Annotated in this window: 25 protein-coding genes and 1 pseudogene; 16 read left to right on the forward strand and 10 right to left on the reverse strand. The window is 53.6% G+C overall.

The genetic code is table 11. The features are described from left to right. The first annotated feature begins 167 nt into the window (after positions 1-167). Positions 168-1,445 (forward strand): histidine--tRNA ligase, encoded by a 1,278-nt coding sequence (gene hisS / locus HMPREF0494_RS04865; protein ID WP_007123826.1) that lies wholly within the window; start codon positions 168-170, stop codon positions 1,443-1,445. Between the two features lie 81 nt (positions 1,446-1,526). On the opposite strand, the gene HMPREF0494_RS04870 is transcribed toward hisS, so the two are convergent. Next, positions 1,527-2,288, reverse strand: coding sequence for an NADPH-dependent oxidoreductase (locus tag HMPREF0494_RS04870; RefSeq protein WP_007123827.1), 762 nt, complete (start codon positions 2,286-2,288; stop codon positions 1,527-1,529). A 21-nt stretch (positions 2,289-2,309) separates the two neighbouring features. After that, positions 2,310-2,951, reverse strand: a complete 642-nt coding sequence (locus HMPREF0494_RS04875; RefSeq protein ID WP_007123828.1) for an NAD(P)H-hydrate epimerase — start codon at positions 2,949-2,951, stop codon at positions 2,310-2,312. 111 nt (positions 2,952-3,062) lie between these two features. Between HMPREF0494_RS04875 and HMPREF0494_RS04880 the strand changes: the two genes are divergently transcribed. Both HMPREF0494_RS04880 and HMPREF0494_RS04885 read left to right on the forward strand, forming a co-directional pair. After that, positions 3,063-3,464, forward strand: a complete 402-nt coding sequence (locus HMPREF0494_RS04880) for a hypothetical protein (RefSeq protein WP_040458811.1) — start codon at positions 3,063-3,065, stop codon at positions 3,462-3,464. Positions 3,465-3,466: 2 nt separating this feature from the next. Continuing rightward, a complete protein-coding gene (locus HMPREF0494_RS04885; protein ID WP_007123830.1) occupies positions 3,467-3,790 on the forward strand; it encodes a DUF7671 family protein in 324 nt (107 codons plus the stop codon). 51 nt (positions 3,791-3,841) lie between these two features. Here HMPREF0494_RS04885 and HMPREF0494_RS04890 read toward each other — a convergent pair whose 3' ends face one another. Then, entirely contained in the window at positions 3,842-4,222 is a 381-nt protein-coding gene (locus HMPREF0494_RS04890; RefSeq protein WP_007123831.1) for a helix-turn-helix domain-containing protein, read from the reverse strand. 115 nt (positions 4,223-4,337) lie between these two features. Then, a complete protein-coding gene (locus HMPREF0494_RS04895; RefSeq protein ID WP_007123832.1) occupies positions 4,338-4,694 on the reverse strand; it encodes a DUF488 domain-containing protein in 357 nt (118 codons plus the stop codon). 66 nt (positions 4,695-4,760) lie between these two features. Here HMPREF0494_RS04895 and HMPREF0494_RS04900 point away from each other — a divergent pair, with 66 nt between their 5' ends. The 7 genes from HMPREF0494_RS04900 (at position 4,761) to HMPREF0494_RS04930 (ending at position 11,486) form a co-directional block, all read left to right on the forward strand. Next, complete coding sequence (locus tag HMPREF0494_RS04900; protein ID WP_007123833.1) at positions 4,761-5,393, forward strand: DNA-3-methyladenine glycosylase; 633 nt, start codon at positions 4,761-4,763, stop codon at positions 5,391-5,393. Continuing rightward, on the forward strand, positions 5,394-6,563 hold the full coding sequence (locus HMPREF0494_RS04905) for an AAA family ATPase (protein ID WP_007123834.1): 1,170 nt from the start codon (positions 5,394-5,396) through the stop codon (positions 6,561-6,563). Beyond that, a complete protein-coding gene (locus HMPREF0494_RS04910) occupies positions 6,560-7,819 on the forward strand; it encodes a vWA domain-containing protein (protein WP_007123835.1) in 1,260 nt (419 codons plus the stop codon). The genes HMPREF0494_RS04905 and HMPREF0494_RS04910 overlap by 4 nt, the downstream gene beginning before the upstream one ends. Then, complete coding sequence (locus HMPREF0494_RS04915; protein WP_007123836.1) at positions 7,812-8,108, forward strand: hypothetical protein; 297 nt, start codon at positions 7,812-7,814, stop codon at positions 8,106-8,108. Before HMPREF0494_RS04910 ends, HMPREF0494_RS04915 begins: the two co-directional genes overlap by 8 nt. A gap of 69 nt (positions 8,109-8,177) precedes the next feature. After that, on the forward strand, positions 8,178-10,082 hold the full coding sequence (locus tag HMPREF0494_RS04920; RefSeq protein WP_007123837.1) for a M13 family metallopeptidase: 1,905 nt from the start codon (positions 8,178-8,180) through the stop codon (positions 10,080-10,082). 259 nt (positions 10,083-10,341) lie between these two features. Continuing rightward, complete coding sequence (locus HMPREF0494_RS04925) at positions 10,342-10,980, forward strand: helix-turn-helix domain-containing protein (RefSeq protein ID WP_007123838.1); 639 nt, start codon at positions 10,342-10,344, stop codon at positions 10,978-10,980. Beyond that, on the forward strand, positions 10,980-11,486 hold the full coding sequence (locus tag HMPREF0494_RS04930; protein WP_007123839.1) for an O-acetyl-ADP-ribose deacetylase: 507 nt from the start codon (positions 10,980-10,982) through the stop codon (positions 11,484-11,486). Before HMPREF0494_RS04925 ends, HMPREF0494_RS04930 begins: the two co-directional genes overlap by 1 nt. A 257-nt stretch (positions 11,487-11,743) precedes the next feature. On the opposite strand, the gene HMPREF0494_RS04935 is transcribed toward HMPREF0494_RS04930, so the two are convergent. Then, entirely contained in the window at positions 11,744-12,031 is a 288-nt protein-coding gene (locus HMPREF0494_RS04935) for a SemiSWEET family transporter (protein ID WP_007123840.1), read from the reverse strand. A 204-nt stretch (positions 12,032-12,235) separates the two neighbouring features. Between HMPREF0494_RS04935 and HMPREF0494_RS04940 the strand changes: the two are divergent. The 4 genes and pseudogenes from HMPREF0494_RS04940 (at position 12,236) to cls (ending at position 16,410) form a co-directional block, all read left to right on the forward strand. Next, positions 12,236-13,596, forward strand: a pseudogene (locus tag HMPREF0494_RS04940) (glucose-6-phosphate isomerase). A 19-nt stretch (positions 13,597-13,615) separates the two neighbouring features. Then, on the forward strand, positions 13,616-14,494 hold the full coding sequence (gene scrK, locus HMPREF0494_RS04945; RefSeq protein WP_007123843.1) for a fructokinase ScrK: 879 nt from the start codon (positions 13,616-13,618) through the stop codon (positions 14,492-14,494). Positions 14,495-14,526: 32 nt separating this feature from the next. Further along, positions 14,527-14,799: a hypothetical protein gene (locus tag HMPREF0494_RS04950; RefSeq protein WP_007123844.1), complete on the forward strand. Its 273-nt coding sequence runs from the start codon at positions 14,527-14,529 to the stop codon at positions 14,797-14,799. Between the two features lie 117 nt (positions 14,800-14,916). Beyond that, the gene (gene cls, locus HMPREF0494_RS04955) at positions 14,917-16,410 is read left to right on the forward strand and encodes a cardiolipin synthase (protein WP_007123845.1); all 1,494 of its coding nucleotides are present in this window, start codon (positions 14,917-14,919) and stop codon (positions 16,408-16,410) included. A gap of 52 nt (positions 16,411-16,462) precedes the next feature. Here the strand turns inward: cls and HMPREF0494_RS04960 are convergent, their stop codons facing one another. From HMPREF0494_RS04960 to HMPREF0494_RS04975, 4 genes are all read right to left on the reverse strand, one after another. Continuing rightward, positions 16,463-18,385: an FtsX-like permease family protein gene (locus HMPREF0494_RS04960; RefSeq protein ID WP_007123846.1), complete on the reverse strand. Its 1,923-nt coding sequence runs from the start codon at positions 18,383-18,385 to the stop codon at positions 16,463-16,465. 2 nt (positions 18,386-18,387) lie between these two features. Then, entirely contained in the window at positions 18,388-19,143 is a 756-nt protein-coding gene (locus HMPREF0494_RS04965; RefSeq protein WP_007123847.1) for an ABC transporter ATP-binding protein, read from the reverse strand. A 96-nt stretch (positions 19,144-19,239) separates the two neighbouring features. Beyond that, positions 19,240-20,214, reverse strand: coding sequence for a sensor histidine kinase (locus HMPREF0494_RS04970; protein WP_007123848.1), 975 nt, complete (start codon positions 20,212-20,214; stop codon positions 19,240-19,242). Next, positions 20,207-20,887, reverse strand: coding sequence for a response regulator transcription factor (locus HMPREF0494_RS04975; protein ID WP_007123849.1), 681 nt, complete (start codon positions 20,885-20,887; stop codon positions 20,207-20,209). Before HMPREF0494_RS04975 ends, HMPREF0494_RS04970 begins: the two co-directional genes overlap by 8 nt. A gap of 158 nt (positions 20,888-21,045) precedes the next feature. Between HMPREF0494_RS04975 and HMPREF0494_RS04980 the strand changes: the two genes are divergently transcribed. Both HMPREF0494_RS04980 and HMPREF0494_RS04985 read left to right on the forward strand, forming a co-directional pair. Continuing rightward, positions 21,046-22,197 (forward strand): aminotransferase class I/II-fold pyridoxal phosphate-dependent enzyme, encoded by a 1,152-nt coding sequence (locus HMPREF0494_RS04980; protein WP_007123850.1) that lies wholly within the window; start codon positions 21,046-21,048, stop codon positions 22,195-22,197. A gap of 13 nt (positions 22,198-22,210) precedes the next feature. After that, positions 22,211-23,197: a D-2-hydroxyacid dehydrogenase gene (locus HMPREF0494_RS04985; RefSeq protein WP_007123851.1), complete on the forward strand. Its 987-nt coding sequence runs from the start codon at positions 22,211-22,213 to the stop codon at positions 23,195-23,197. An 89-nt stretch (positions 23,198-23,286) separates the two neighbouring features. On the opposite strand, the gene pnuC is transcribed toward HMPREF0494_RS04985, so the two are convergent. Beyond that, on the reverse strand, positions 23,287-24,039 hold the full coding sequence (pnuC, locus tag HMPREF0494_RS04990; RefSeq protein ID WP_007123852.1) for a nicotinamide riboside transporter PnuC: 753 nt from the start codon (positions 24,037-24,039) through the stop codon (positions 23,287-23,289). Positions 24,040-24,203 lie beyond the last annotated feature (164 nt).

Below are 24,203 nucleotides of genomic sequence, written 5' to 3' on the forward strand. Positions count from 1 at the left end.
GAAAAGAGTAGCCGGTTCCGGATGACCCGTTATCGTCACGAAGTTATCAACGACTTCTGGAGGCAGCGGCTGCGAGGCTGGTGCAAATAGAGGTGGGACAGTGAGTAAAATCGCCCTCTAAGGTTACGGCCTTAGGGGGCTTTGTTAATGAAAGGGGAAGTTAAACGATGGATTATCAGAAACCAAAGGGAACGGCGGACCTCTTGCCGGGGACCACTGGCTTGTGGGAAAAGGTCGAAGCAAACGCGCGGGAGGTCTTCCGCCAATTCGGCTACCGGGGAATCCGGACGCCAATGTTTGAAGACTACCGGGTCTTTGCGCGCAACGTGGGGGACACCTCTGACATTGTTGAAAAGGAAATGTACGATTTTCACGATAAGGGTGACCGCCATATTGCCCTGCGGCCGGAAGGAACGGCCGGGGTTGTCCGGGCTTACGTAGAAAATAAGCTCTACGGACCGGAGTACCCAAAACCGTATAAGGTCTACTACATGGGGCCGATGTTCCGGTATGAACGTCCGCAATCCGGCCGGCAGCGTGAATTCCACCAGATTGGGGTCGAAGCACTGAATAACGAATCACCACAGATTGACGTCGAGGTGATTGCAATGGCGATGGCCCTCTTCCGGAAGTTCGGGGTGCCCAACGTTAAGCTGGTGATTAACACCCTCGGTGACAAGCAGGTCCGGCAAGACTACCGGGAAGCCCTAATCAACTACCTCAAGCCGCATTATGATGAGCTGAGTGCTGACTCCCAGGAACGGCTCTACAAGAACCCGCTCCGGGTCCTGGATAGCAAGGACGCTGGTGACCAGAAATTAGTCGCCGACGCTCCGTCAATTTTGGACTACCTGGATGATGAATCACAGGCTTACTTTGACCAGGTCCAGGCCCTGCTCAAGGAATTGGGAATCGACTACGAGATTGATACTAACATGGTGCGGGGGCTGGACTACTACAACCACACCATCTTTGAAATTATGTCGGACTCACCGGTGTTCGGGGGCGGCTACACGACCGTCTGTGCCGGTGGACGTTATAACGGCTTGATTTCCCAGCTTGGCGGCCCGGAAGAGGGCGGGATCGGCTTCGGTATGGGGGTTGAACGGTTAATGCTCCTCTTAGAGCAGGAAAACCCGGACTTTGCCCCGCAGGACCAGCTTGACCTCTTTTTGGCGAGTGCTGATGACCAGGGTGATAACTTGGCCTTTGAGCTTTTAAACAAGGTCCGTCAACACGGTATCGTTGCCGATAAGGATTACAGCGGCGTTAAGGTCGGCAAGCAGATTAAGGAAGCCTTCCGGCGCAACGCTAAGTATTTCGCGGTCTTTGGCGACCGGGAAGTCAGTGCGGGCCAGTTCCAACTGAAGAACGCAGCGACAAAGGACGCGGTTGAAGTGAAAGTCGCGGACTTCGCGGCCGACCCGGCTAAGTATTTGAAGTAATAAAAAGAAGAGGTGCTGATTGGTAAAACCGGTTTGAAGGTTCACCATCAGGACCTCTTTTATTGTTAGCCTCAAGTTAGTCTACTTCCAGTCAAGAGCCAGTCCTTGTTCCTGGAGCACTTTGGCGAGCTCGTCTCGCTGGTCTGGGTCACCCAGGTTGAGCTTGGCACCGTTGATCTGGTTAGTGAAGGTGTCAACGCGGCGGTTAGCGTCACGCAGGTCGTAATACTGGTGGACCCGCTGGTCGTAATCAGCCAGGTCGTGGACGTTGAAGTCGGTCGGGTAGGCATTGTCAAAGGCAACGAAGTCAAGCGGCAGGCGGGGTTTGAGCTGCGGCTGTTGGTCAGGAATCCCGACTTGCAAGCCCAAGAGGGGCATCGTCATCTTCGGCAAGCTCAGAACTTTGACCAGGCGGGCCGGGTCGTTTTTGATGGAACCGAGGATGACCCCGCCCAGTCCCATGCTCTCGGCAGCCACCAGGGTATTCTGCAGAGCAAGGACGGTATCTTCCACTGCTTGCATGAAAATATCGGTGGTGTGGAGCCGGCCGTCGTCGTTCCCCATTTGCTGGCGGATTTGCTGGTTGCGGTAGAGGTCGACAACAAAGATCAGCAGGTCCCCGTTAGCGCCGACGTAGGGCTGACCAGAAATATCCCGGACTGCTTGGCGGAGCTGGGGGTCAGTCAGGTGGAGGATACTGAACTGTTGCATGAACATACTGGTCGAAGTGTGACTGGCCGCGGCGTAGAGGGTTGCCAGCTGGTCAGCACTTAGCTGCTGATCCTTGAATGCCCGAATCGTGCGGTGGTTGAGCTGGTTATCAATTGTTTGGTTATGGATCATTAGTAATCACCCGTTTTCCTTTTAATCATCAACTGCGTAGGTTCCCATATCATCGGCGATGGCGACCCGGCCGGCATACTCTTTTCCGGCACCTTTCGTGAGGCCGACCTTGTTAAACGCAAAGGTCACGGTGACGTCAGCTTTGACCGCGGTTTCCATTACTTCGCCGGTGTCAGTGTTGATTCCAGAGGGCATATCGACGGCAACCACCACGACGTCACTAGCGTTGATGGCGTCAATGGCGGTAGCGTAATTCCCCTTAACCGCCCGGTCGATCCCAATTCCAAAGAGGGCGTCGACGATTAGGGTGGCTTGTTTGAGGATGGTCAGGTCGCTGGTTTGCGGAATCTGGTAATACTGGCAAATCCGGTCCTGAACCCGGTGCTCCTCAGAAGCGTGGTCAGGGTTGCCGACGTTGAGGATGGTAACTTTGACCCCTGCGATGTGGAGGAGGCGGGCGACGTCTAATCCATCACCGCCGTTATTGCCGCTGCCGGCAACTACCACCACGTGATTGAGGTTGAGTGGATAGGCGTTCAAAATTTCGTCCCGGACTGCTAATGCTGCCCGTTCCATCAGGACGAGGGAAGGAATCCCAATTGTGTTGATGGTGAATGAATCATAGTGCCGCATCTGTTCAGCAGTAATCGCTGCTTGTTCCATAAAATTACCTCCAATTAGTAAGTCTTATTCTAATGGTAACATGAATTTTCCGTAGCTGGTGAGTGACATTTATCCGGGAAATCGGTACACTTAATGGTAAGAACAGAGGGGGTGAGCTGCTTGGCGCGGCAAGAGGCAGAGAAATACTTTCAACAGATGACGGGAAAGAAGGTTGCGTGGACCATTTCGCAACCAGAGGACGGCCTGGTGCGGGCGGGGTACCCCCAATACGACCAGGAATTGTTAGACTTTGTCCGGTGTTTTCGGGATAGCCCGTCTTATGACCAGCAGTACCGGAAAACGCTGCGGCACTTTCACATCAAACCGAAATTAAACGGGGTGACCGTTAGCCAAGCCCTGCTGATTAACAATACCCGGGTGGCAAACGCCATGCTGTCACTGATTGTCGATGGCGAAGACCTTCAGCGGGGAACCTGGGCAAGGGCGATGCAGGAAGGCTACTTTTACCAGCTATTAAAGCTGGCGGCCGAAGATGAGAAGGTGAAAGGGTAGTTATGAGCAAGAAAAACCAGTATCCAGTGCAGAAGTTTACGGGGGTTCCGGTCGAAGCAGATGCCGGTGGCCAGTACCAGCTAAAAGTTGACCAGCATGGCGATGCTAAACTCCATACCTGGCGGACCGGCAAACATACCAAGGGCAAGTACCAGGGCCCCGGTCAGTTAATGCTGACGGAAAACAACCTGCCGGTGGTCATCCTGGCGGCAGAGCCAATGGCGTTTAAGGACCGTCACAGCGAAACGCCCCTGCAGCGTTTCCTCTCAGTCAGGGTTACTGATGAGGTCCTTCAGCAGGGCCAGGCAATGCTAGAGAATAAATAAGTCCACGCTTTCGGGGTGTGCCGAAGCCGTGGACTTATTTGTTAGATATTATTATTTGAAGGTGCCAATAATTCCGCAGATCACACCACCGAGGGCGGGGATAAGCCACCAGTAGCGGGCGAGAAATTCCCAACCGTTATTGATTTCCCGGTAACGCCAGTGGTTTTCTTGCTGGCTTTGCTGAAGGTGGGCATCAATTAATCGATCCAGCTTTGACTGACTGACCGTTGGCGCTTTGCCCAGGACCAGTTCGTCCAAGGACACCTGTAAAATATCGGCAATTTGGACGATTTTATCAATGTCCGGCAGGGTACTGCCGTTTTCCCACTTAGAAACGGCTTGCCGGGAAACGTGGAGCTGGTCGGCCAGCTGTTCCTGTGACAGGCCTGCTGCTTGCCGTAAGTTAGCTAATTGGTGTTGAAACTTGTTCATTGCTGCTTCCTCATTTCGTTGAATTCGTAGTTCAATTATAAGGGAACGGGGGGCGCCGACAAGAACTTACGAATATTTCCCGGGTAATTATTAGTTGCGGGTCCGCAACCGGGCGTTACCCCAGGTCCTTTTCCAGCTGTTCTTTGAGGATGACGGCCTGGTTATGCTGCTCGTCTTTGGCACCATACAGGAGAATGACGTTCTCTTGCGCGTGGCTGCCGACCAGCTCTTTAAGAATGGTATAGGCAACGTTATCCCGGAGCTCGGCCAGGTAGCGCTGCTTGAATTCCGGATACTTGGCTGCGTCATGGTTAAACCATTTGCGGAGCTCGTTGCTCGGCCCCACTTCCTTTAGCCAGCAGTCAAGGTGGGCGTTCACCTTGGAGATTCCCCGGGGCCACAAGCGGTCAACCAGGATTCGGTAACCGTCCGTATCGATTGGCTTGGTGTAAATTCGTTCAGTTTTAAGCATTGCAGATGAACCACCTTTCGTTTAGTGTTACCTTAAGGATAAGTTTAGTAGAGGAGGATTTCAATTATGTTGTCGGCGTTTCAGCAATTTTTTACCGGTCGGCCAACGATTGCGATTGCCCGGGACCTGTTAGGGAAACTGGTGACCTATGATGGCCCTGATGGTCGGACCGGTGGTTACATCGTCGAGTGTGAAGCCTACCTGGGTGAAAACGACTCGGCTTCCCATGCTTACCGGGGGCGGCGCACTGGCTACTCGGAATCGTTATACGGCCAGCCGGGAAATATTTACCTTTACCAAATCCGGGGCCACTACTGCTTTGATATTGTCGTTCAGGATGCCGAGGAACCGCAGGGGATTCTCCTGCGGGGGCTGGAGCCGGCGGTCAACCCAGCATTGATGGCCCGCCACCGGGGGACGACGGGGGTAAGCGTCACGAACGGCCCCGCCAAGCTGGTTCAGGCGCTTGGTATCCACTCGCGGCAGCTCGATGGCCAGCCGATGGAGGGTAATAAGCTGACGGTTGACCTGACGACGTTTAAAATTCCCCGGGAAATAATTACCGCTCCCCGGGTTGGGGTGAACCTTGCTGGTAAGGATGGTGCGGCTCCCCAGCGTTTTTATGTTGCGGGCAACCCCTATGTATCAGGGATGCGGAAACGGGAAATGGATTTAGCAACGCAAGGGTGGCGAGCATAAATGGCACTGACCTACCAACAGTTATTAACCGCGGTCCCGCTGGTGCTGCGTGCGGGCAACGTTCCCAATATCGTTGGCGATGCGGGAATCGGCAAATCCGCGCTGGTGGAAGAGGTGGCCCGGCAAATGGGCGCCCAGCTCTATACAACCGTGGTCAGCTTGAGCGAGAAGGGGGATTTGGCGATCCCAGTGCCGCCCCTGACGAGTGATTCCTTTGTGGAAACCAAGGACTACGGCCGCCTGGCAAACGTGCAGTATGGCTACGCGGAAACCTTGATTCGGATTATTAAGTTTGCAGAAGGGCACCCCGAACAGCCAATTATCTGGTTCCTGGACGAATTTAACCGGGGGAGCCAGGCAGTGCAAAGCGAGCTGATGAACCTGGTTTTACAACGCCGGATCAACTCCCTGCAGCTTCCCGCCCAAGTGAAGATGATTATTGCGGAAAACCCGGATAGCACCATGCTGGGCTTTGGCGACCGGGAGTATGACGTTGCGGTCGGCGATGCGGCCATCAATGACCGGACCGTGCGCTTGGTCATGACCACCGCCCCTGCGGAATGGCTGAAGTGGGCCCGGCACCGGCAGCCGGCCATCAATCCGCTAGTTATTAAGTACCTAAGCGACCACCCCGACCGGCTGCTGGTCGTTGCCAGCGGTCCGGAGAGCGACCTGACGCCGACGCCCCGGGCCTGGGAACGGGTCAGCAGCAATCTTGATGAATTAGAACGGCTTCCTCGGCCGGTTCAAGAACAACTGGCCAGCGACCTCTTTACCGGGGACCTGGGAGCGGTTGTGGGTGAATCCTTTGCCCAGTTTGTTCTTGCCCAAGGAAGTGAGTTGACGTTGGCGGCAGTGCAGACCAGTGCGGCCGGGCAGGAACAGTTCCACTCGGCAACTGAGGCGGTTAAGGTGAACCTTCTCCGTGAATGGGTGGCCCAGCCGGGTGCTTATGGCCTGGATACGGAGCAGGGGGCCGCGGCCTTTGTTAAACTACTGCGCCTGGTCAGCGCTGACGGCCAGGTAGCGATTGCCCAATCGGTTGGCGAGGCCGGTCTGCCGTTGCTAACGGCGATGTACCAGCAGGCCGCCACGGTCCCAGCCGGAGCGGTGGCGACCCTCTACCGTGAGCTGGCCCGGGTTGCTAGTCAAGGGGAACGGCACCGATGACCTTTTGGCGAGAAATTTTTCGGCGGTCAGCACCGGCTGCTGAACAACGGTTTGGCCAGCTGCTTACGACCATCCTGCACCGGCACCGGTTGATGGGGGAGGTCCTCCTGCAGCTGCCTCACCGCTTTGACCGGCAGTTCCGGGGGGTGATGGGCCTAGCTTGGGCTGACAGTCAGCTGGTAATCGAGGTTAACCCTGACCGGCTGGCAAAGATGCGGCAAGACGACGCAGCACTGCTGTTGGAGCACCTGGCCCTCCACGTGGTGTGGGAACATCCGGCCCGGTATTGCCGCTACCCTGACCAAGACCTGGTGCGTGCGGCGACCGACATTGCGGTCAACCAGTACCTGCCGGCCTCGCCCCCGGGCACGGCTAGTTTGGCCCAACTGAGACGGGTCCTTCGCCGCCGGGTCCCGGCAAAATTGGATTCCCAAGAATACTTGCGAATTATCAGGGATGCTCAGCCAGCCGAACAGGACCAGCTGCGCCGCTCGGCCGGCGGTCCCCAGGCCGGGGCGCCGGAAGTTGAAAGCCATGCTGGCTGGCATACCGGTAATGCTGGAGCTGCTGGTGACCAGCAGACCCAACTAGCGGCAATCAGGACGGTCGTACAGCGGGCTTGGCGGCAGACGCCCCAGCGGGATCGTGGCCTGCTGCCGGGCGGACTTCGGGCGCAAATTGAGCACCCCGTTAGCCCGTTAGCTGCTCGGCCCAATTGGCGGCGGCTCCTGCGACACCAGCTGGGCAAAATTGCCCGAGGAAAGCGGCCCCGGGCGAACCGGTTTAACCGCCGGCAACCCCTGCGCATGGACTTGCCCGGACAGGTGAGCCGCCTGGTTCCCGCGGTGCACCTCTTTGTCGATAACTCCGGGTCCGTACCTGATAAGGAATTGGGCGTGGCGCTACTGGCGATTCAGCAAATGACCGCGGCCCTTCAACTGCCGGTTTGGCTCCATTCCTTTGACGCTCAGGTACATGGTCCAAGTCAGCGGTTGCGGCCCGGGCAGGCACCCGAATTGGTCCGGCACGGTGGTGGGGGCACCCGTTTCCAGTGTGTCTTTGACTACCTTCGTGACCACCACGTTCCAAAAACGGGGACCGTAGTTGTGATTATTACCGACGGCTGGGGTGAGCAGACGCTCCGTGACCACCATTACCGGAATGTTGACTGGCTATTGACCACCAGGCGGGACCAACTATCCGTACCAGCTCCCGCCAGCCGGGTGTTTGAACTAGGGAGGAAGCAGAATGGCTGAACAATTATTGCCACCAGAAACGATGCGTGCGGTATTGACACACAGTAGGGACTATGTGCGGGCGGCGGCACTAGTGAATGAAGAGTGGACGCCAGACGAGCAGCCGCTTTATCGGGATACCCTGGGCAGCCAAGACGTTGTTCTTGCCCGGCAGCTGCAAAGTGCCGGCTTGCTTCCCGGGCGGGTCGACCTGGGGAATTACCGGGCCGTTAACCAATTGCTGATTGACCACCAGCAGTGGTTTGCGGCAAGTGCCCGTCAGGAGCTGCTGCGGCCTTTTCAGGAGTAGTTAATTTACCAGCCCACAACGTAAAAATAGTATAATAGTGACAAACTCACTTTGAGGAGGAATAGGAACGTGGCAATTAATAAGGAATTAATTAAGGATGACCTTTACGAGGCCGTCAATGGGGCCTGGATCAAGGACGCGAAGATCCCTGATGATAAACCAGCGACGGGGGGCTTTAATGACCTAGTCGATGAAATCGATAAGCAGATGATGGCCGACTTTGAAGCCTACGCGAACGGTGAGAAGACGTCTGCTGACCCGCGTTTTAACGAGATGATCAAGCTCTACCGGGTGGCGAAGAAGTTTGACCTGCGTAAAAAGGTCGGGCCGGTGCCCTTGCAACGCCTGCTAGCCAGCGTTACTGCTCTCAACTCGTACGATGACTACCAGCAGCAGTGGAAAAATTGGGTGCTGATGGGGATGCCGTCACCGGTATCCTTTGACATCGATGCGGATATGAAGAATGCGACGGTCTATGCGCTGTTTGTGTCCTCACCGTCCCTGATTTTGCCAGATAAGAGTTATTATGAACCGGCGAAAAAAGCTCAGCACGACCAGTTGATGCAGCTTTGGGCCAGGATGGTCAAGGAACTGCTCTTGAAGCTTGATTATGACGAGGAGCAGGCGGCTCAACTGATTGCGGACACCCGGGCCTTTGATGCCCTGTTGGCCCCGAACGTCAAGAGCGCGGAAGAGGCGGCTGATTACAGCAAGATGTACAATCCGCAGACGCTGAATGAACTGGCGGCCGCCACGGACCAGCTCGACTTAGCCGCGGTTATCAAGCAACTGGTGGGCGCCACGCCGGATAAGGTAATCGTGATGGAGCCGGCCTACTTCAAGGCCCTGGACGGGATTCTCAAGGACCACTTTGACCTCTTTAAGAGCTGGGCGTTGATTAACGTTATTCGCGACAACGCCAGTTACTTGGACGATGAGTTGCGGGAGATTAATGGGCGGTACAGCCGGGCCTTATCTGGGAGCAAGAAGCCGGTTAGCCAGCAAAAGTTCGCCTACTACCTGGCCCGGGACATCTTTAGCCAAGTGGCGGGGGACTACTACGGCAAAACCTACTTTGGTCCGCAGGCCAAGGCCGACGTTCACCACATGGTCGAGCAGATGATTGCGGTCTACAAAAAGCGCCTGAACAATAACACCTGGCTAAGCAAGGCAACCCGGGACAAGGCGGTCCTCAAGCTGGACAAGCTGGGCATTCAAGTTGGCTATCCGGACCAGATCCCGGCATTGTATGACCACTTAAAGGTGGACGAGCTGGAATCATTGATTGCCAACCTCAACCAACTGAGCATTGTCGCCAGCAAGGAAATGTTCAGCCGCTGGAATAAGCCAGTTGACCGGATGCGGTGGGAAATGAGTGCCGCCACGGTCAACGCCTACTACCACCCGTTTAAGAATATTATCGTCTTCCCGGCCGCGATCCTGCAGGCGCCGTTCTATTCGCTCAAGCAGACGAGCAGTCAGAACTACGGGGGAATTGGGGCGGTCATCGCCCACGAAATTTCCCACGCCTTTGATAACAATGGGGCCCTCTTTGACGAGTATGGGAACCTCAATAACTGGTGGACGCCGGAGGACTCGGCCCACTTTAAGAAACTCGCCCAAAAGATGATTGACGAGTTTGACGGCCTGCCAATCGCGGGGCAGAAAGTTAACGGCAAGCTGACGGTTTCTGAAAACATCGCTGATGGCGGGGGCCTATCCTGTGCCCTGGAAGCCGCTAAGGAAGAGGATGATTTCAACGCTCAAGAGTTCTTCATCAACTGGGCAACGATTTGGCGGATGAAGGCAACCCAACAGTACGAGCAATTATTGCTGTCAATTGACGTTCACGCACCGCAGAAGCTGCGGGCCAACGTCCAGGCCCAGAACCAGGCGGACTTCTACACCGCCTTTGACATCCAGCCGGGCGACCGGATGTACAAGGCGCCGGAAGATCGGGTCAATATTTGGTAGAAATTGGAAGTGTGAAATGACCTCTTTGCCAGGATGGAAGACTCGGCTCGGGCGTCGGTTGGTAGAGCGGCCGGACCTAGGCACTAGTCCTGTGGTTATTTTGCCCGTTATCAGAAATTAAAAATCACCGGGCTCGGAAACTGAGCACCCGGTGATTTTGTTTGTCTGGAAAGGTTAGCGTGACATTTCTAGTCCGGCTTGGTATCTTGTTAGCAAGAATTATTTCCCGGGAAATCAATTTGAATCACGGAGGCACTGAATGGAATTTGCAGAAAAAATCAAACAATACCGGGCCCACAACAACTGGACCCAGCAGGAAGTCGCAACGAAGCTCGGGGTATCCCGGAAGACGATTTCCAGCTGGGAAAACGGGCGCTCGTATCCAGACATCTTTATGTTAGTCCAGCTCAGTGACCTCTACCAGATAAGTTTAGATGATTTATTACGGGAGGATCACGAAATGATCAATAACTATAAACAAGAACACGCGTCGTTGGCTAAGCAGGACCGGATTTTTACAATTTCATATTTATGCAACGTTGTTATCAGTTTATACTTTTTATGGCGGGCACTCTTTGGAACCGGCATGATTAACCAGCTGCCACCACTAGGCCGTCTTTTAGCTGGAGTAGTCGTTGGCCTCTTATCTGTAAATGTTTATTTCTTGTTAAGCAAGGCCGATTGGAAGAACCAGAATCGCTTCACCCAGGTGGGTTCGATCTTGACTTTTATCGTAGTGACAGCGTTACTAATCAAGCTTGATTTTACTAGCTTTTCAGGGACGGCTTATGGGATTGGTGCCGGCTTTGGGCGGGGCTTTGTAGTGGCCTTATCAGCGATGTCGATTGTTGAAGTAATCTGGCTGTACCCGCAATTCAGGCAAAGAAGGAATCGGTAATGAAAACAATTCAGGTAGTTGAAGGCGATATTACGACCGTTGCGGCAGACGCAATTGTCAATGCGGCCAACACCACGTTGATGGGTGGCGGCGGTGTCGACGGGGCAATCCACCGGGCGGCGGGCCCAGCCCTGTACGCAGCTTGTGAAAAATTTGGCGGCTGCCCGACCGGCGAGGCCCGGATTACCAGCGGCTTTAACCTGCCGGCAAAGTATATTATCCACACGCCGGGCCCGATTTGGCATGGTGGTGACCATGGGGAGGATCAGCTGTTGGCGAATTCCTACCGGAACAGTTTGACTCTGGCGGACGAATACGACTGTCGGACCGTCGCCTTTCCGTCGATCAGCACCGGTGTCTACTCTTTTCCGCTAGGCCGGGCCGCCCAAATTGCCATTCAGACAATTCGGGAATTTTTGCAAACGGCCAGTCAGGTGGAAGAAGTGACGATGGTCTGCTTTGACCCGACGACTGCCCGGGCGTACCGAACGGCGGTTAATAGCTAAAAGAAGCTGTGACCCAACCCACGGTTAGGGACTGTAAGGCTAGACTATCTGGGGTCACGCGATATCTTTAAAATATTCGGAACAAAAACGAGAGGGGCTGTGACATAAGCTCTTTTACTTAGTTAAAACGCGAACAGCGCGGTACACAAAGGGGCTTCAGTGCTCGGCAAAGCCGAACTCTGAAGCCCTATTTGTGCTCGCGGGGGCTCGAAAACGAAGTCGTGACCGACTTCTGTCTCGCTCCCCCTTTTAGCATTTTAGTGAATAAATGATGTGACGGCAGTTACCAAGCCGAAGATGATTCCCGGGAAGTTAGCAATAATCACGGGCCAGTCCTTCTTGTCCGGCTTTACCCAGCCGTAGATTACCCACAGCAGGGCGTTGATTGAGGCGAAAAATGGCTGGACCGGCGAAACCGGCTGGCCGGTGAAGTTGGCAATGATCTGTTCGATGTAGGAGAAGTACATGACCAGGCAGGCAACCGTAGCGAAGTTCCCGGTGTACTTGCGAACCTTCTGTTTTGTTGTCAGTTTTTGATTATCCATAATATAGTGATTCCTTTCGTTTGTTAAACCAATCTTCCATATAAGAGCACTGTATTAACCGCTTTTCTCATATCTTATTCTCTAAAAAAGTTAATGTCAACCGGTTGACATACAAGATAGTAAGCGCTAACATGGAAGCTGACGAAAATAGTAACCGTTTCAGCGGGAAATAAAACTAGCAATTAAGAAAGAAGAGAGCAGTTTATGGCACATCTTTCATTTGATACACAAGGATTGAAACAATTTGTCCACGACAACGAACTGGGTGAAATGCAGGCGATGGTCAAGGCGGCGGACGACGAGCTCCGCAACGGGACCGGCGCTGGCGCGGACTACCGCGACTGGCTTCACCTGCCGAGTGAGTACGACAAGGACGAGTTTGCGCGGATCAAGCAGGCCGCTAAGAAGATCCAGGCCGACTCCGACATCCTGGTTGTAATTGGGATCGGGGGTTCCTACCTCGGTGCCCAGATGGCAATCGACTTCCTGCACAACACCTTCTACCAGGCCCAAAGTGCGGAAGCCCGGAAGTACCCGCTGGTGATCTTCGCCGGGAACTCCCTCAGCTCGACCTACGTTCACGACCTGCTGGAACTGATCGGCGACAAGGACTTCTCCGTCAACGTCGTTTCCAAGTCCGGGACGACGACCGAGCCGTCAATTGCCTTCCGGATCTTCAAGAAGAAGCTGATTGAAAAGTACGGCCTGGAGGAGGCCAACAAGCGGATCTACGCCACAACTGATAAGGCCAAGGGCGCCTTAAAGACCGAAGCCGACGCCAACGGCTACGAATCCTTCATCATTCCCGATGGCGTCGGTGGCCGCTACTCCGTCCTCTGCCCGGTTGGCCTCCTGCCAATCGCCACTTCTGGTGCCGACATTGACCAGCTGATGGCCGGGGCGGCCCAAGCCGAACAGGACTACGTTGACCCAGACCTGACCAAGAACGAGGCTTACCAGTACGCTGCCTACCGGAACATCCTCTACCGGAAGGGCTACGAGACCGAACTCCTTGAAAACTATGAACCAAACATGCGGATGTTCGCCGAATGGTGGAAGCAGCTGGCCGGTGAATCCGAAGGGAAGGACCAGAAGGGGATCTACCCATCCAGCGCCAACTTCACGACTGACCTTCACTCGCTGGGGCAGTACATTCAAGAAGGGCGCCGCTTCCTGATGGAAACCGTCGTCAAACTCGACCAGCCGAACTTCGACGTGGAGATCCCAGCTGAAGAGGACAACCTCGACGGCCTCGGCTACCTGGAAGGCAAGACGATGGACTTCGCCAACACCAAGGCCTACCAAGCCGTGGTGGCGGCCCACACGGCCGGGGGGGGGTACCGGTAATGACCGTCCACATCCCAGAAGAAAATGAATACACCCTCGGCTACCTGATCTACTTCTTTGAAGTGGCGATGGGAATTTCCGGCTACCTGAACGGGATCAACCCATTCAACCAGCCAGGGGTCGAAGCCTACAAGACCAACATGTTTGGCCTGTTAGGCAAGCCAGGCTACGAAGAAGTCGGCAAGCAATTGCGGGCGGAAATGGACAAGAACAACTAGGATTAAGGAGGAAGTCAGTATGCTACTAGGAAGTATCGAAGCCGGGGGGACCAAGTTCGTTTGTGCGGTTGGCAACATCAACTACCAAATTCAGGATTCGGTCCACATCCCAACCACCACCCCAGAAGAAACCCTGCAGAAGTGCATCGAATTCTTTGACCAGTACAAGGACGACCTGTCGGCGATCGGGATTGCCTCATTCGGCCCGATCGAAATTCGGAAGAGCTCGCCGAAGTACGGCTACATCACCAACACCCCTAAGAAGGGCTGGGCAGATACCGACTTTGTGGGCCCGCTCAAAAAGCACTTCAACATTCCGATTGCCTGGACCACGGACGTTAACGGTTCGGCATATGGCGAATACGTCCTGTCGACCCTGTTTAATAAGCGGATCAACTCCCTCGTCTACTACACGATTGGGACCGGCTGTGGTGCCGGAGCGGTCATCGACGGCAAGTTTGTCGGCGAACTGGGCCACCCAGAAATGGGTCACATCCGCTTGAAACGGCACCCAGACGACCTGGACTTTAAGGGGATTTGTCCATTCCACGGCGATTGCCTGGAAGGCTTAGTCAGCGGGCCAACTTTTGAAGCCCGGACCGGCAAGAAGGGGAAGGACGTTCCGCTGACTGACCACGTCTGGGACATCATGGCGTACTACGTGGCCCAAGCAGCCCTGGACGCAACCCTGATGTTCCGCCCTGGGCAGATTATCTTCGGTGGCGGGGTTGTCAGCGAGGAATTTCTGAAGAAGGTGCGGCGTGAATTTAAAAAACTGCTGAACGACTACGTTGACGTTGGTGACGTTGACGAATACATTACCATGCCGTTAGCGAAGAACAACGGCTCTGCTACCATCGGTGACTTTGCCCTGGCATTAAAGGCTGCCACTGAATAACTCGCGGATAGAATTGAAGAGGACATGAGATTATGAAAGAGACAAGATTCATTAGCATTTTGAGTAAGGTTGCGACGGTAATTGCGATTTGTATGTACGTTTCCTACATTCCGCAAATCATTAATAACTTGCACGGCAGCTACGGTGCGCCCCTCCAGCCACTGGTGGCCGCAATCAACGGTCTGTTATGGTGCATTTACGCTTACTTTAAGCGGCAGCGGGACTGGGCTGTCTTTTGGGCGAACTTCCCGGCCATCATTTTCGGGTTGATTACCTTCTTTACTTCCTTGCCGTCATTGTTTTAGGGCAAAATTAAAGCAGCAAAAATCTCTGGGTCAGCTGATTCGGAGATTTTTTGTTTGGGCAACGAAGGGAATGATGAATGGTATAATTAAGAAAATTTAATTTACGAGGAGAGCAAGATGAACATAGTTTGGACATGGGACATTGTCCGGCGCGTGATTGAAGTGCTGTGGCTAATCAACATTGCCTTTGCGGTCTGGACCGTCTTTCGGACCCGGCGCGACATCGCGTCGACGTGGGCATGGTTGTTGGTGCTATCGGTCTTTCCAGTGATCGGTTTTATCGCCTACCTATTTGTCGGTCGTAAAATATCAAATGAGGATATTTTTAGCATTCGGAGTGAGCAGGAAAGCTTCCGGGAGCGGTTAATTGCCCGGCAAGCGGCACTGCTGGAAAAACACCAGCTCCTCTTGCAAAGCGGTCGGCTTGCCCGGGCGCGGCAGTTGGTAAGTCTATCGTCAAGCCTGGATGACGCGATTGTGACCTTTAACAACCGGGTCCGGGTTTTTATTGATGGTCAAAAATTGTTTTCCGAGATGATTCGGGATTTTGACCACGCTCAGGACCACATTTATGTTGAATTTTATACTTTCTACGCGGATGAACTTGGTCACCGGGTCCTGGCGGCTTTAGAGCGGGCTGCCAAACGAGGAGTAACGGTTAAGGTTCTCTACGACCTCAGCGGGTCGCATGGGACCACCTATAAGTTCTTTGCTCACCTGGAGGAATTAGGGGGCGAGGCGCAGCCCTTTAATTCCAAGTCAAACAAGCGACTATCGACACCCCGGCTGAACTACCACCTCCACCGGAAGATTGTGGTGATCGATGGAAAAATTGGCTACATTGGCGGCTTCAACATTGGCGACCAGTATGTGGGCAAAAAGGCCAAGTTTGGCTATTGGCGTGATACACACCTGCGGGTGGTTGGCCAAGCAGCGTTAACCCTGACCGGGCGGTTTGCCATGGATTGGAACATGACCTGCCGAAAGACTGGCAAGACCCGGGTGGACCTTCAAGCGATGGTTGCACGCTTAAACATCGAACGGCCCAGCGACCCGAACCAGGATGTGGTAATGCAAATTGTCTCTTCCGGTCCGGACAACGAGAACTACGCGATTCGGCGGGGGTATGAATCGATTATCTCCTCGGCCCGGCGGTACGTTTACATCCAGACACCCTACCTGATTCCCGAAGAATCGGTGCTAGAGGCACTAGTAATTGCGGCCCGTAGCGGGATCGACGTCCGGGTGATGATCCCTTGTATGCCCGACCACCCCTTTGTGTACCGGGCAACGGAATACTACGCCAAATACTTGGTTGATAACGGGGTCAAGGTTTATAAGTACAATCGCGGCTTTTTGCACGCTAAAATGGTGGTCAGTGGTGAGAACCTCTCCTCGGTCGGTTCGGCAAACCAGGATTACCGGAGCTACCGGCTGAATTGGGAGGCCAATGCGTTTTGCTATAACGAGGTCTTGACCGCCCAGCTCAAGCAGATTTTTGAAGATGACATTCAGGATAGCACCCTGCTGACGCCAGAATACTTTGCCCAGCAGTCAAACTGGCGGAAGTTTAAGCAATACTTCTCGCGGCTGTTATCGCCGGTGCTGTAACTAGGAAACGACGCTAGATGGAACAGATCTGGCGTCGTTTTTTACGTTTAAATTATCTTTTTTCAACAATTTGGTGATAGATTCTGGTCGTTAAACCGTATATTACTAAGTAGAGGGCTAAGAGTGCGAGGGTTATCGTTCCGGCAATGATGACCATGGCTTTTTGGTTGTAAAAGCTAAGCTGGATCATGATTTGACGGATTGCTGGAAGGGCAAAGAGCAGGTTAACGATTGCGCCGACGATTGGCAGCATAAAGACCATTAGGACCTGACTGTGGATACTCTTAGTCGTTTCACGCTCGCTGAGGCCGACCTGCTGCATGGTGGTAAACCGTTGCTGGTCAGCGTAACCCTCCGAAATTTGCTTGAAGTAAATGACGATGGTGGTAGTGATCCCCAGTGCCAGACTGATTAAAATACCAACAAATACGAGGCCGCCATACATCTGCTTGAGGAGGGCAGTGATGGTCGTTTGGCCAGTGACCTGCGGGTTTGGCAGACCCAGATTTTGCTGGAGGGCGGCTTCAAAGGCGAGCCGCTTCTTGTTGCCAGCTAGCTGGTAGTTAAAGGTCGTTACGGACATCGTTGGAAGTCCCTGGGGCAGCTGTTTGACCACCATGAAGGCAGGTGTATAAATTGAGTGGTCCGGGTTAAAGGCAAAGTTGAACCGGTGGATGGCCTTAGTTTGGTATGCCTGACCATTAACCGTTAACTTTCCTGAACGCGGTTTAGCGGGGGAATAAAGCAGTGCTTGCTTGGCGGTTAGGTTCGCGTGGCTGCCAGTGAGCCGCTGGTAGGTGTTGGCATTGACCAGGATAAGGGCGCTGGAAGTGTCCGTATTCATCTTGCTTAGTGATCCCTGGTTTACGAACCGCTGGCCTTCCCAGTAGCCAAATTGAGCAGTGGTAGCCTGGTAAGCCGTGAGCTGACTGAGCTTGGCGTGGTGGTCCGCAACCGTATGCTTAATCACTTGGCGTTGCGCGCTTGACAAGGGCTGGTTGGTAACGATTGTCATGTCCGTAGGGGTATAGGAACGAACGGTATTCCGGATCCCGGTATAAAGGGTTAAAGCGGTGAAGAGAATAACCAGGACCGCGGTACATAAAAGGCAAATCGTCGCCAGAGCCGCGCCATTTTGTTCCATCCGCTGCCGCATCCCAGAAATCGCGATGAAGTGCCGTGGCTGGTAATAGAAACCCGATCGGTGCCGGAGCCAATTCAGAAAGAGGACACTGCCGGCAATGAAGAGGAGGTAGGTACCGATGATAACTAGGATTACCGCTAACATGAAATAGTTCAGCGCGGTAATCTTTGGCTTGGTAGTTAGCGTGATGTAGTACGCGCCGGCCAGCATGGCAATTCCCAGGCCGCCAGCGAGGCTGAACATGGCTCCGTGGTGCTTGGGGACCATTGTGCTAGTGTGCCATAGGCTTGTCGGTTTCATGAGGTGAATCTTAATTAGGTCGATAACCATTAGGATGACAAAGAAGCAGGCAATCAAGCCAGCGGTTTTGACCAGCGCCCCCGGGACAACCCATGGCTGGTGGAGTTTGCCGATTTCAAGAAGGCGGTTCAGGCCGAGGAAGGCGAGCTTCTCGAAGATCACACCGGTAACTAACCCGGCGACGAGGCTGATCACCAGCAAATAGCACTTCTCCAGCACGGTAAGGAGGGAAAGGTTTTTGCTGGTCATTCCCAGCATACTATATAGGCCGATTTCCTGGCTGCGTTGCTGCCAAAGGAAACGGTTGACGTAAAGGAGAAAGGCGGCGGTCACCAGGATAATGAAGGTGCTCCCCAGCTTTAAGAGCGACCCGGTAACGGCACCAGTGCCCAGGCTTTTCAAACTTTGGTTAGCGCTGATCGCGGCAAAAATATAATTGATGGCAACGATCATGCTGGTGGCGAGCAGGTAGGGGCCGTATACCCGCAGGTTGCGCTTGAAGCTGGAATTGAGGAGTTGAATGAACAGCATGGCTATTCACCCCCGTTCGTCAAGGTAATCATTGTGTTACTAATTTGGTCCTGGTATTGTTTCAGGCTTTGGTCACCACGGAATAGCTCATGGTAGATCCGGCCGTCCTTGATAAACAGCGTGCGTTTTGCGTGGCTGGCCGCGGCAGCACTGTGGGTAACCATAATAATGGTTTGCCCATTCTGGTTCACCTCGTCAAACAAGCTGAGAATTTCCTGACTGGTATTGGAATCTAATGCCCCGGTCGGTTCGTCGGCCAAAAGTAAGTCGGGGTTGGTAATTAGGGCCCGGGCGATTGCCACCCGTTGCTGCTGACCACCGGAAATCTCGGCGGGATAGCGGTCGATAACCCGGTCAATTCGCAGGCGGCTAGCCAGGGGCTTAAGACGGCGTTCCATTTCCGCTGGCTTCGTCTTGGCTAGTACCAGTGGGAGGTAAATGTTGTCCCGGTTGCTTAAACTGTTGAGGAGGTTGAAACGCTGGAAGACGAAACCGAGGTGTTCACGACGGAAACGCGCCGCGTCGTCTTTACCTAGCTCACCGAGGTCTTGTCCATTTAAGACAGCTGAACCGTTCGTGGCTTTATCCAGGGTCGCGATAATGTTGAGCAGGGTACTCTTCCCGGCCCCCGATTCACCCATGATGGCAACGTATTCTCCCTGGCCAACGCTAAAGTCAATGTCCTTTAACGCGGCGACCTGGTGGTTGGTGTCGGCGTCGAATATTTTTTGAACGTGGTTAAGATTTAATAAGGCCATAATTGGACCTCCCTTTCGTGTTTAACTCCATTATAAAAAGGCTCCGGAGCGTTTCCTACTTACAGGAGCGTACGGAACCTTACAGCTTTGTAAGAATCAGCTGATGCTGTCGGGAGGGAAGACCAGTTCGGCGACCGTGCTGTGGTTGTTCGGCGAGAAGACCCGGACATTGAAGTTGAGCTGGTCGGCGACCTGCTTGACAAAGTACAATCCCATCCCCGTTGACTTGGTGGTCTGGTGACCATTCTGCCCCGTAAAGCCGCTTTCAAAGATTCGCGGCTGGTCGGTGCTGCTGATGGGCAGTCCGGTGTCACAGATCGTTAAGCGGTCCGTTTGCCAAACCAGTTTAATAACCGAGCCCGGCTTTGCATACTTAATAGCATTGGTCAGAAGCTGGTTAATACAGAAATGAAGCCATTTTTGGTCGGTCAATAGGCGCAGGCTTGCGGGAATGCTGATCTCGGGGACAAGCTGTTTGTTGATAAAGAGCGCGGCATTTTCTTGAACAATGGCCGCCGCCAACTTGGCGAGTGGTAACCACTGAAAGTTAAAATCATGGCTAGTCATCGCCAAGCGCTCACCACTAAGGAGCAGGTCGAGGTAGTAATTAGCCTGTTGAACCGCGGCCCGGACTTGTTTGCTGGGCACTTGGGGCTGCTCCTCGGCCTGAGCCCGCAAAATTGCAAGGTGGTTCTTAATTTCGTGGGCGAACAGGTCCCGGTGGTCGTTTTGTTCGCGTTGTTTTTGCCGGACCGCTTGAAGGATCTGTCGGGAACTACGCTGAGATTTGGTAAGCATAGTTGCTAACCGCCCCTCGACCGGCGAGTGTGGTTGAAAATCAGCCTGTGGCAACTGACGCGCAAGCAGGGCCTGCCGATGCTTTGCCAGCAGAATCGTAGCAATTAGCCAGATGATGAGCAGCGGCAAACTGAAACGGAGGAGGTCAATGAGGACTATTAGCGGAAGTCGGTACAGGTAGCAGAGCAGGGCAACTAAACCGGTGAGGAGAGCGTAGCCGCTGAGTAGTGGGAGTTGGGACCGCAGCCAGAGCCGCCCAAAAGAATTATTCATGGTCGTCCACCATCCGGTAGCCAACGCCCCGTTCCGTTCTGATACTCTGGTCAAGGCCGACCGAGGATAGTTTGGTTCGCAACCGGCTGACGTTAACACTTAGCGTATTCTCGTTCAGGTACTTGCCGCCTTGCCAGAGCCACTCCAAAAGCTGCTCCTTGGTTACAGTCTGACCAAGGTGGTGAACCAGCACCTGCACGAGGGCACTTTCGGTGGGGGAAAGTTGGACGGTTCCCTGGGGGCTTTGCAGCTGGCCCGTAAGCGGGTTCAGCTGATTGTTGCCCCAGTGCACCTGGCTCTCCCGCTGGTCGGTGGCATGGCGCCGCAACTGGGCCTGGATTTTAGCTAATAGGACCGTCAGCGAAAAGGGCTTCATCAGGTAGTCATCTGCTCCGGCTGCAACGGCGTGCATCATGTTGCTGTCAATGTCTGCGGCCGAGATGACGATAATTGGCGCTTGGCAGTCCTTGCGAACCTCCTGAATCCAGTAGAAGCCGTTAAAGCTCGGCAGGGTGAGGTCAAAGAGGATCAGATCCGGCTGGGCCGTGGCAATTTCATCGGCAACCGCTTGCCAGTCATTGACGGTTGCTACCTGGTGCTGCCACTTTTTTAGTTCGGTGGTAACGGCAGCAACCATTGTAGGGTTATCCTCGACCATAAAAATTTTGGCCATTGCGCATCATCCTTTCGTACATTAATTTTACCGCACTTCCAGCTTCATAAGTATTCAATCGATATGCAGCGATTTTGCATAAATATGTGGACTTTTGAATATAAACTCACTATACTAGGGGTAATGAGAATTCTGTGAAACGAAACGGAGGATGCAAAATGGACAGTTCGATTTTAAGCAAGGCTTACCAACAGCCGGCCGCCAATATTTTGGCAGACGTGTGTGCGCTGGCGGCGAAGATGGACAACGTGATTGACTTGTCAGTTGGTGATCCTAATTTTACGACACCAGAGCCAATTATCGAAGCGGCGTTTGCCAAAGCGAAGGCGGGGATGACCCACTATACAGCCGCTGAGGGATTGCCCGAACTGCGTCAGGCGATTTGTGATTTTTATCAAAACAAGTACCAGCTCCATTTTGCTCCCCAGCAAGTGCTGGTTACCGTCGGTGCCGAACACGCCCTGTTTGTTGCTTTGGAAGCACTGCTGGATCCTGGCGATGAGGTGATTATTCCCGAACCGTGCTTCTCACCGTATCTTGAACAGGTCAAACTGGCCGGCGGTACCCCGGTAATCGTCGATGGCAAGCCAGACCAGGGCTTTAAGATTGACGCTCAGGAGATTGCCAAGAAGGTTACGCCAAAGACCAAGGCGATCATTGTCAATACCCCGAACAACCCGTCTGGGAACGTCATGACGACTGAAGAAGCCCAGGCATTGGCTAAGCTGGCAATTGAAAAGAACCTGCTGATTCTTAGCGACGAAATCTACTCTGATTACGTCATGCCCGGTCAGACCTTTACGCCGATTGCCAAATATGCACCAGACAATACCGTCATCATCAGCGGGATGTCAAAGAGTTTTGCCATGACTGGCTGGCGAATCGGCTACCTGGTGGGACCGGATTGGCTGGTGACGGCGGCCAATGACGTTAACGATGCGGTTACCTTTTCGGCACCGACGCTTTCACAGGTGGGGGCCCTGTATGGACTTCAACACCATAACGAACTGGTCGCACCGATTGTGCAAGCCTTTCAAGAACGGTTAGATTACCTGCAGAAGGAATTGCCGCAGGTTGACTGGCTGTCCGTCAGTCCGGTTCAGGGGAGTATCTACGTCTTCGCCGACATTCGCAAGACCGGCTTGAATTCCGTTGACTTTGCCGACCAGCTGCTCAAGAAGGCGGGCATCCTGGTGGTGCCAGGGTTAGCGTTTGGCAAGTGCGGTGAAGGCTTCGTCCGGATTGCTGCGACCCAACCACTGGCGACGCTCAAAGAAGCAGTGGCGAAGATGAAGCAATTGAATTGGTAAGGAGGTGTCCATAATGAAAATTCTGATGTATGCGGTCCTGGAACCAGAAAAGAAGTATATTCAGGAATGGTCCGCAAAAACTGGGGTTGAGGTCAAGTGCGTCGCCGAACGCTTGGATGCGAACACCGTCGAATGGGCAAAAGGCTTTGATGGCATTGACTTCCAACAAACCCAACCACTGGAACCGGTGGTTTACCAGAAATTGCATGAGTATGGCATTAAGCAGCTGACCGCCCGGATGGTGGGCTACGACATGATCGACTTTGACCTGGCCAAGAAGTACGACTTAACGGTCACCAATGTCCCGGCCTACTCGCCCCGGGCCATTGCTGAGATGGGCTTAACCCAGGCCCTGCGCCTGGTCCGCAAGTTAGGCTATTACGACCAGCGAATGGATAAGCTGGACTTCCGCTGGGCAGGACTGGAAAGTACCGAAATCTACAACTTGACTGTCGGGATCATCGGCGCTGGGCACATTGGGGGTGCCACGGCTCAGTTATACTCTGCACTAGGGGCTAAGGTAATCGCGGTAGACCCGATTCACCGGGTGGAATTAAATCCCTACCTGGAATACACCGACCTTGATACGCTTTTGCAGATGGCAGATATCGTGACAATTCACACGCCGTTAAATGAATCGACCGCTAACCTCTTTAACAGTGCCACCTTTAAGAAAATGAAGAAGACGGCTTACCTGATTAACATGGCCCGGGGCGGGATCGTAAACGCTGCCGACCTGATTGCGGCCCTGCAAAATCAGGAAATTGCCGGGGCAGCGCTGGATACCCTGGCTGATGAGGGCCAATTCTTTGAAAAGCAGGCCACACCTGAGGAAATTCCAGAGGATTACAAGACTTTGCGGGCCATGCCGAACGTCCTGATTTCGCCACACAGTGCCTTTTATACCGACACGGCGATGAAAAACATGGTGGCAATGGGCTTGGACGATGTGGTCGCAATCGTTAACGGCAAGCGGCCGCAATTTGAAGTCTATAAGTAAATAATTAATGTGGGCACGGCTGCTAAATAGGACGGCAAAACCGGCACCAGATAAATCTGCAAATTTATCCGGTGCCGGTTTTTTAAGATTTAATTTAAGCCCATCTCTTCGGCATAGGCCTGCTCGCGTTCACTCAGCTGGTGGCGGAGTTTGGCGTTGTACCAAGGTGAAACGGTAAAGGCGAGGACGTCATTAATGAGGTAAATCGAACTGTTGACGGCCATTGCCAGACTAGCCGTTCCCTGGCGGTAGGAGATAAACCAGAGGACTAGCTGGGCCAGCCCAGAGGCCAGCCACCAGAAATACTGGTTGTTAAAACGGAGGAAACAGATTACACCAGCGGTCAGGCTGATTGAGAAACTGATGGCGTCAACCCACGGCCGCGGGTCATCGGTCAAGCGGCCAATCAGGTAGCCGGAAACCAGGTAAACTACCGCGGTAGCAATGAGGGCGACCAGCCAGCTGCGGGGAGTAAAGTGGCGGATCTTGGCCGCCATGTTGATGTTCCAGTTAGCAGAGAGCAGCACCGGAATGTCCAGGGTAATCATGTAGGCGACTTGTTCACCGATACTGAGGTAGTTTTTAGCGTGAAAGCCAACGATGATAAAGCAAATTGCCGAGAGAATCCCCAGGAAGCCGTTCACCGACTTAGCGGCGTTAATTGCTAAAACGCACAGAACACCCAAAGTGGTGCCGATAAAGGTAACCAGGGTCAGCCAGGTAATTGGCGCGCTGACCAGGGTCATGACCTGACAACCCAGACTAAAGAAAAACAAGTAAGAATTTTGCCGTGGCCAGCCCGTGAGCTGGTGGGTGAGAAACTTAAAATAGCTAGTTAACATAATTAACCCCTCTACAAGATATAGTGTTGATTGGGGTTTACAGCGCTGCAAACACAATATGTAGTATTCTAAGCGGCGCGGATACGGAATGCAAGGGGCCAATTAACTGGCTAATCATTTGATTACGTTTGGCAAATGGGACCCGGTAAGCGATGAAACCGCTT

The sequence above is a fragment of the Limosilactobacillus antri DSM 16041 genome, assembly GCF_000160835.1.
Lineage (GTDB): Bacteria > Bacillota > Bacilli > Lactobacillales > Lactobacillaceae > Limosilactobacillus > Limosilactobacillus antri.

Excerpts from the sequence above, each read along its gene's own strand:
- hisS (WP_007123826.1), top strand. The coding sequence starts at position 168 with ATGGATTATCAGAAACCAAAGGGAACGGCGGACCTCTTGCCGGGGACC.
- HMPREF0494_RS04870 (WP_007123827.1), bottom strand. The coding sequence starts at position 2,288 with ATGATCCATAACCAAACAATTGATAACCAGCTCAACCACCGCACGATT.
- HMPREF0494_RS04875 (WP_007123828.1), bottom strand. The coding sequence starts at position 2,951 with ATGGAACAAGCAGCGATTACTGCTGAACAGATGCGGCACTATGATTCA.
- HMPREF0494_RS04885 (WP_007123830.1), top strand. The coding sequence starts at position 3,467 with ATGAGCAAGAAAAACCAGTATCCAGTGCAGAAGTTTACGGGGGTTCCG.
- HMPREF0494_RS04890 (WP_007123831.1), bottom strand. The coding sequence starts at position 4,222 with ATGAACAAGTTTCAACACCAATTAGCTAACTTACGGCAAGCAGCAGGC.
- HMPREF0494_RS04895 (WP_007123832.1), bottom strand. The coding sequence starts at position 4,694 with ATGCTTAAAACTGAACGAATTTACACCAAGCCAATCGATACGGACGGT.
- HMPREF0494_RS04900 (WP_007123833.1), top strand. The coding sequence starts at position 4,761 with ATGTTGTCGGCGTTTCAGCAATTTTTTACCGGTCGGCCAACGATTGCG.
- HMPREF0494_RS04905 (WP_007123834.1), top strand. The coding sequence starts at position 5,394 with ATGGCACTGACCTACCAACAGTTATTAACCGCGGTCCCGCTGGTGCTG.
- HMPREF0494_RS04910 (WP_007123835.1), top strand. The coding sequence starts at position 6,560 with ATGACCTTTTGGCGAGAAATTTTTCGGCGGTCAGCACCGGCTGCTGAA.
- HMPREF0494_RS04915 (WP_007123836.1), top strand. The coding sequence starts at position 7,812 with ATGGCTGAACAATTATTGCCACCAGAAACGATGCGTGCGGTATTGACA.
- HMPREF0494_RS04925 (WP_007123838.1), top strand. The coding sequence starts at position 10,342 with ATGGAATTTGCAGAAAAAATCAAACAATACCGGGCCCACAACAACTGG.
- HMPREF0494_RS04930 (WP_007123839.1), top strand. The coding sequence starts at position 10,980 with ATGAAAACAATTCAGGTAGTTGAAGGCGATATTACGACCGTTGCGGCA.
- HMPREF0494_RS04935 (WP_007123840.1), bottom strand. The coding sequence starts at position 12,031 with ATGGATAATCAAAAACTGACAACAAAACAGAAGGTTCGCAAGTACACC.
- scrK (WP_007123843.1), top strand. The coding sequence starts at position 13,616 with ATGCTACTAGGAAGTATCGAAGCCGGGGGGACCAAGTTCGTTTGTGCG.
- HMPREF0494_RS04950 (WP_007123844.1), top strand. The coding sequence starts at position 14,527 with ATGAAAGAGACAAGATTCATTAGCATTTTGAGTAAGGTTGCGACGGTA.
- cls (WP_007123845.1), top strand. The coding sequence starts at position 14,917 with ATGAACATAGTTTGGACATGGGACATTGTCCGGCGCGTGATTGAAGTG.
- HMPREF0494_RS04960 (WP_007123846.1), bottom strand. The coding sequence starts at position 18,385 with ATGCTGTTCATTCAACTCCTCAATTCCAGCTTCAAGCGCAACCTGCGG.
- HMPREF0494_RS04965 (WP_007123847.1), bottom strand. The coding sequence starts at position 19,143 with ATGGCCTTATTAAATCTTAACCACGTTCAAAAAATATTCGACGCCGAC.
- HMPREF0494_RS04970 (WP_007123848.1), bottom strand. The coding sequence starts at position 20,214 with ATGAATAATTCTTTTGGGCGGCTCTGGCTGCGGTCCCAACTCCCACTA.
- HMPREF0494_RS04975 (WP_007123849.1), bottom strand. The coding sequence starts at position 20,887 with ATGGCCAAAATTTTTATGGTCGAGGATAACCCTACAATGGTTGCTGCC.
- HMPREF0494_RS04980 (WP_007123850.1), top strand. The coding sequence starts at position 21,046 with ATGGACAGTTCGATTTTAAGCAAGGCTTACCAACAGCCGGCCGCCAAT.
- HMPREF0494_RS04985 (WP_007123851.1), top strand. The coding sequence starts at position 22,211 with ATGAAAATTCTGATGTATGCGGTCCTGGAACCAGAAAAGAAGTATATT.
- pnuC (WP_007123852.1), bottom strand. The coding sequence starts at position 24,039 with ATGTTAACTAGCTATTTTAAGTTTCTCACCCACCAGCTCACGGGCTGG.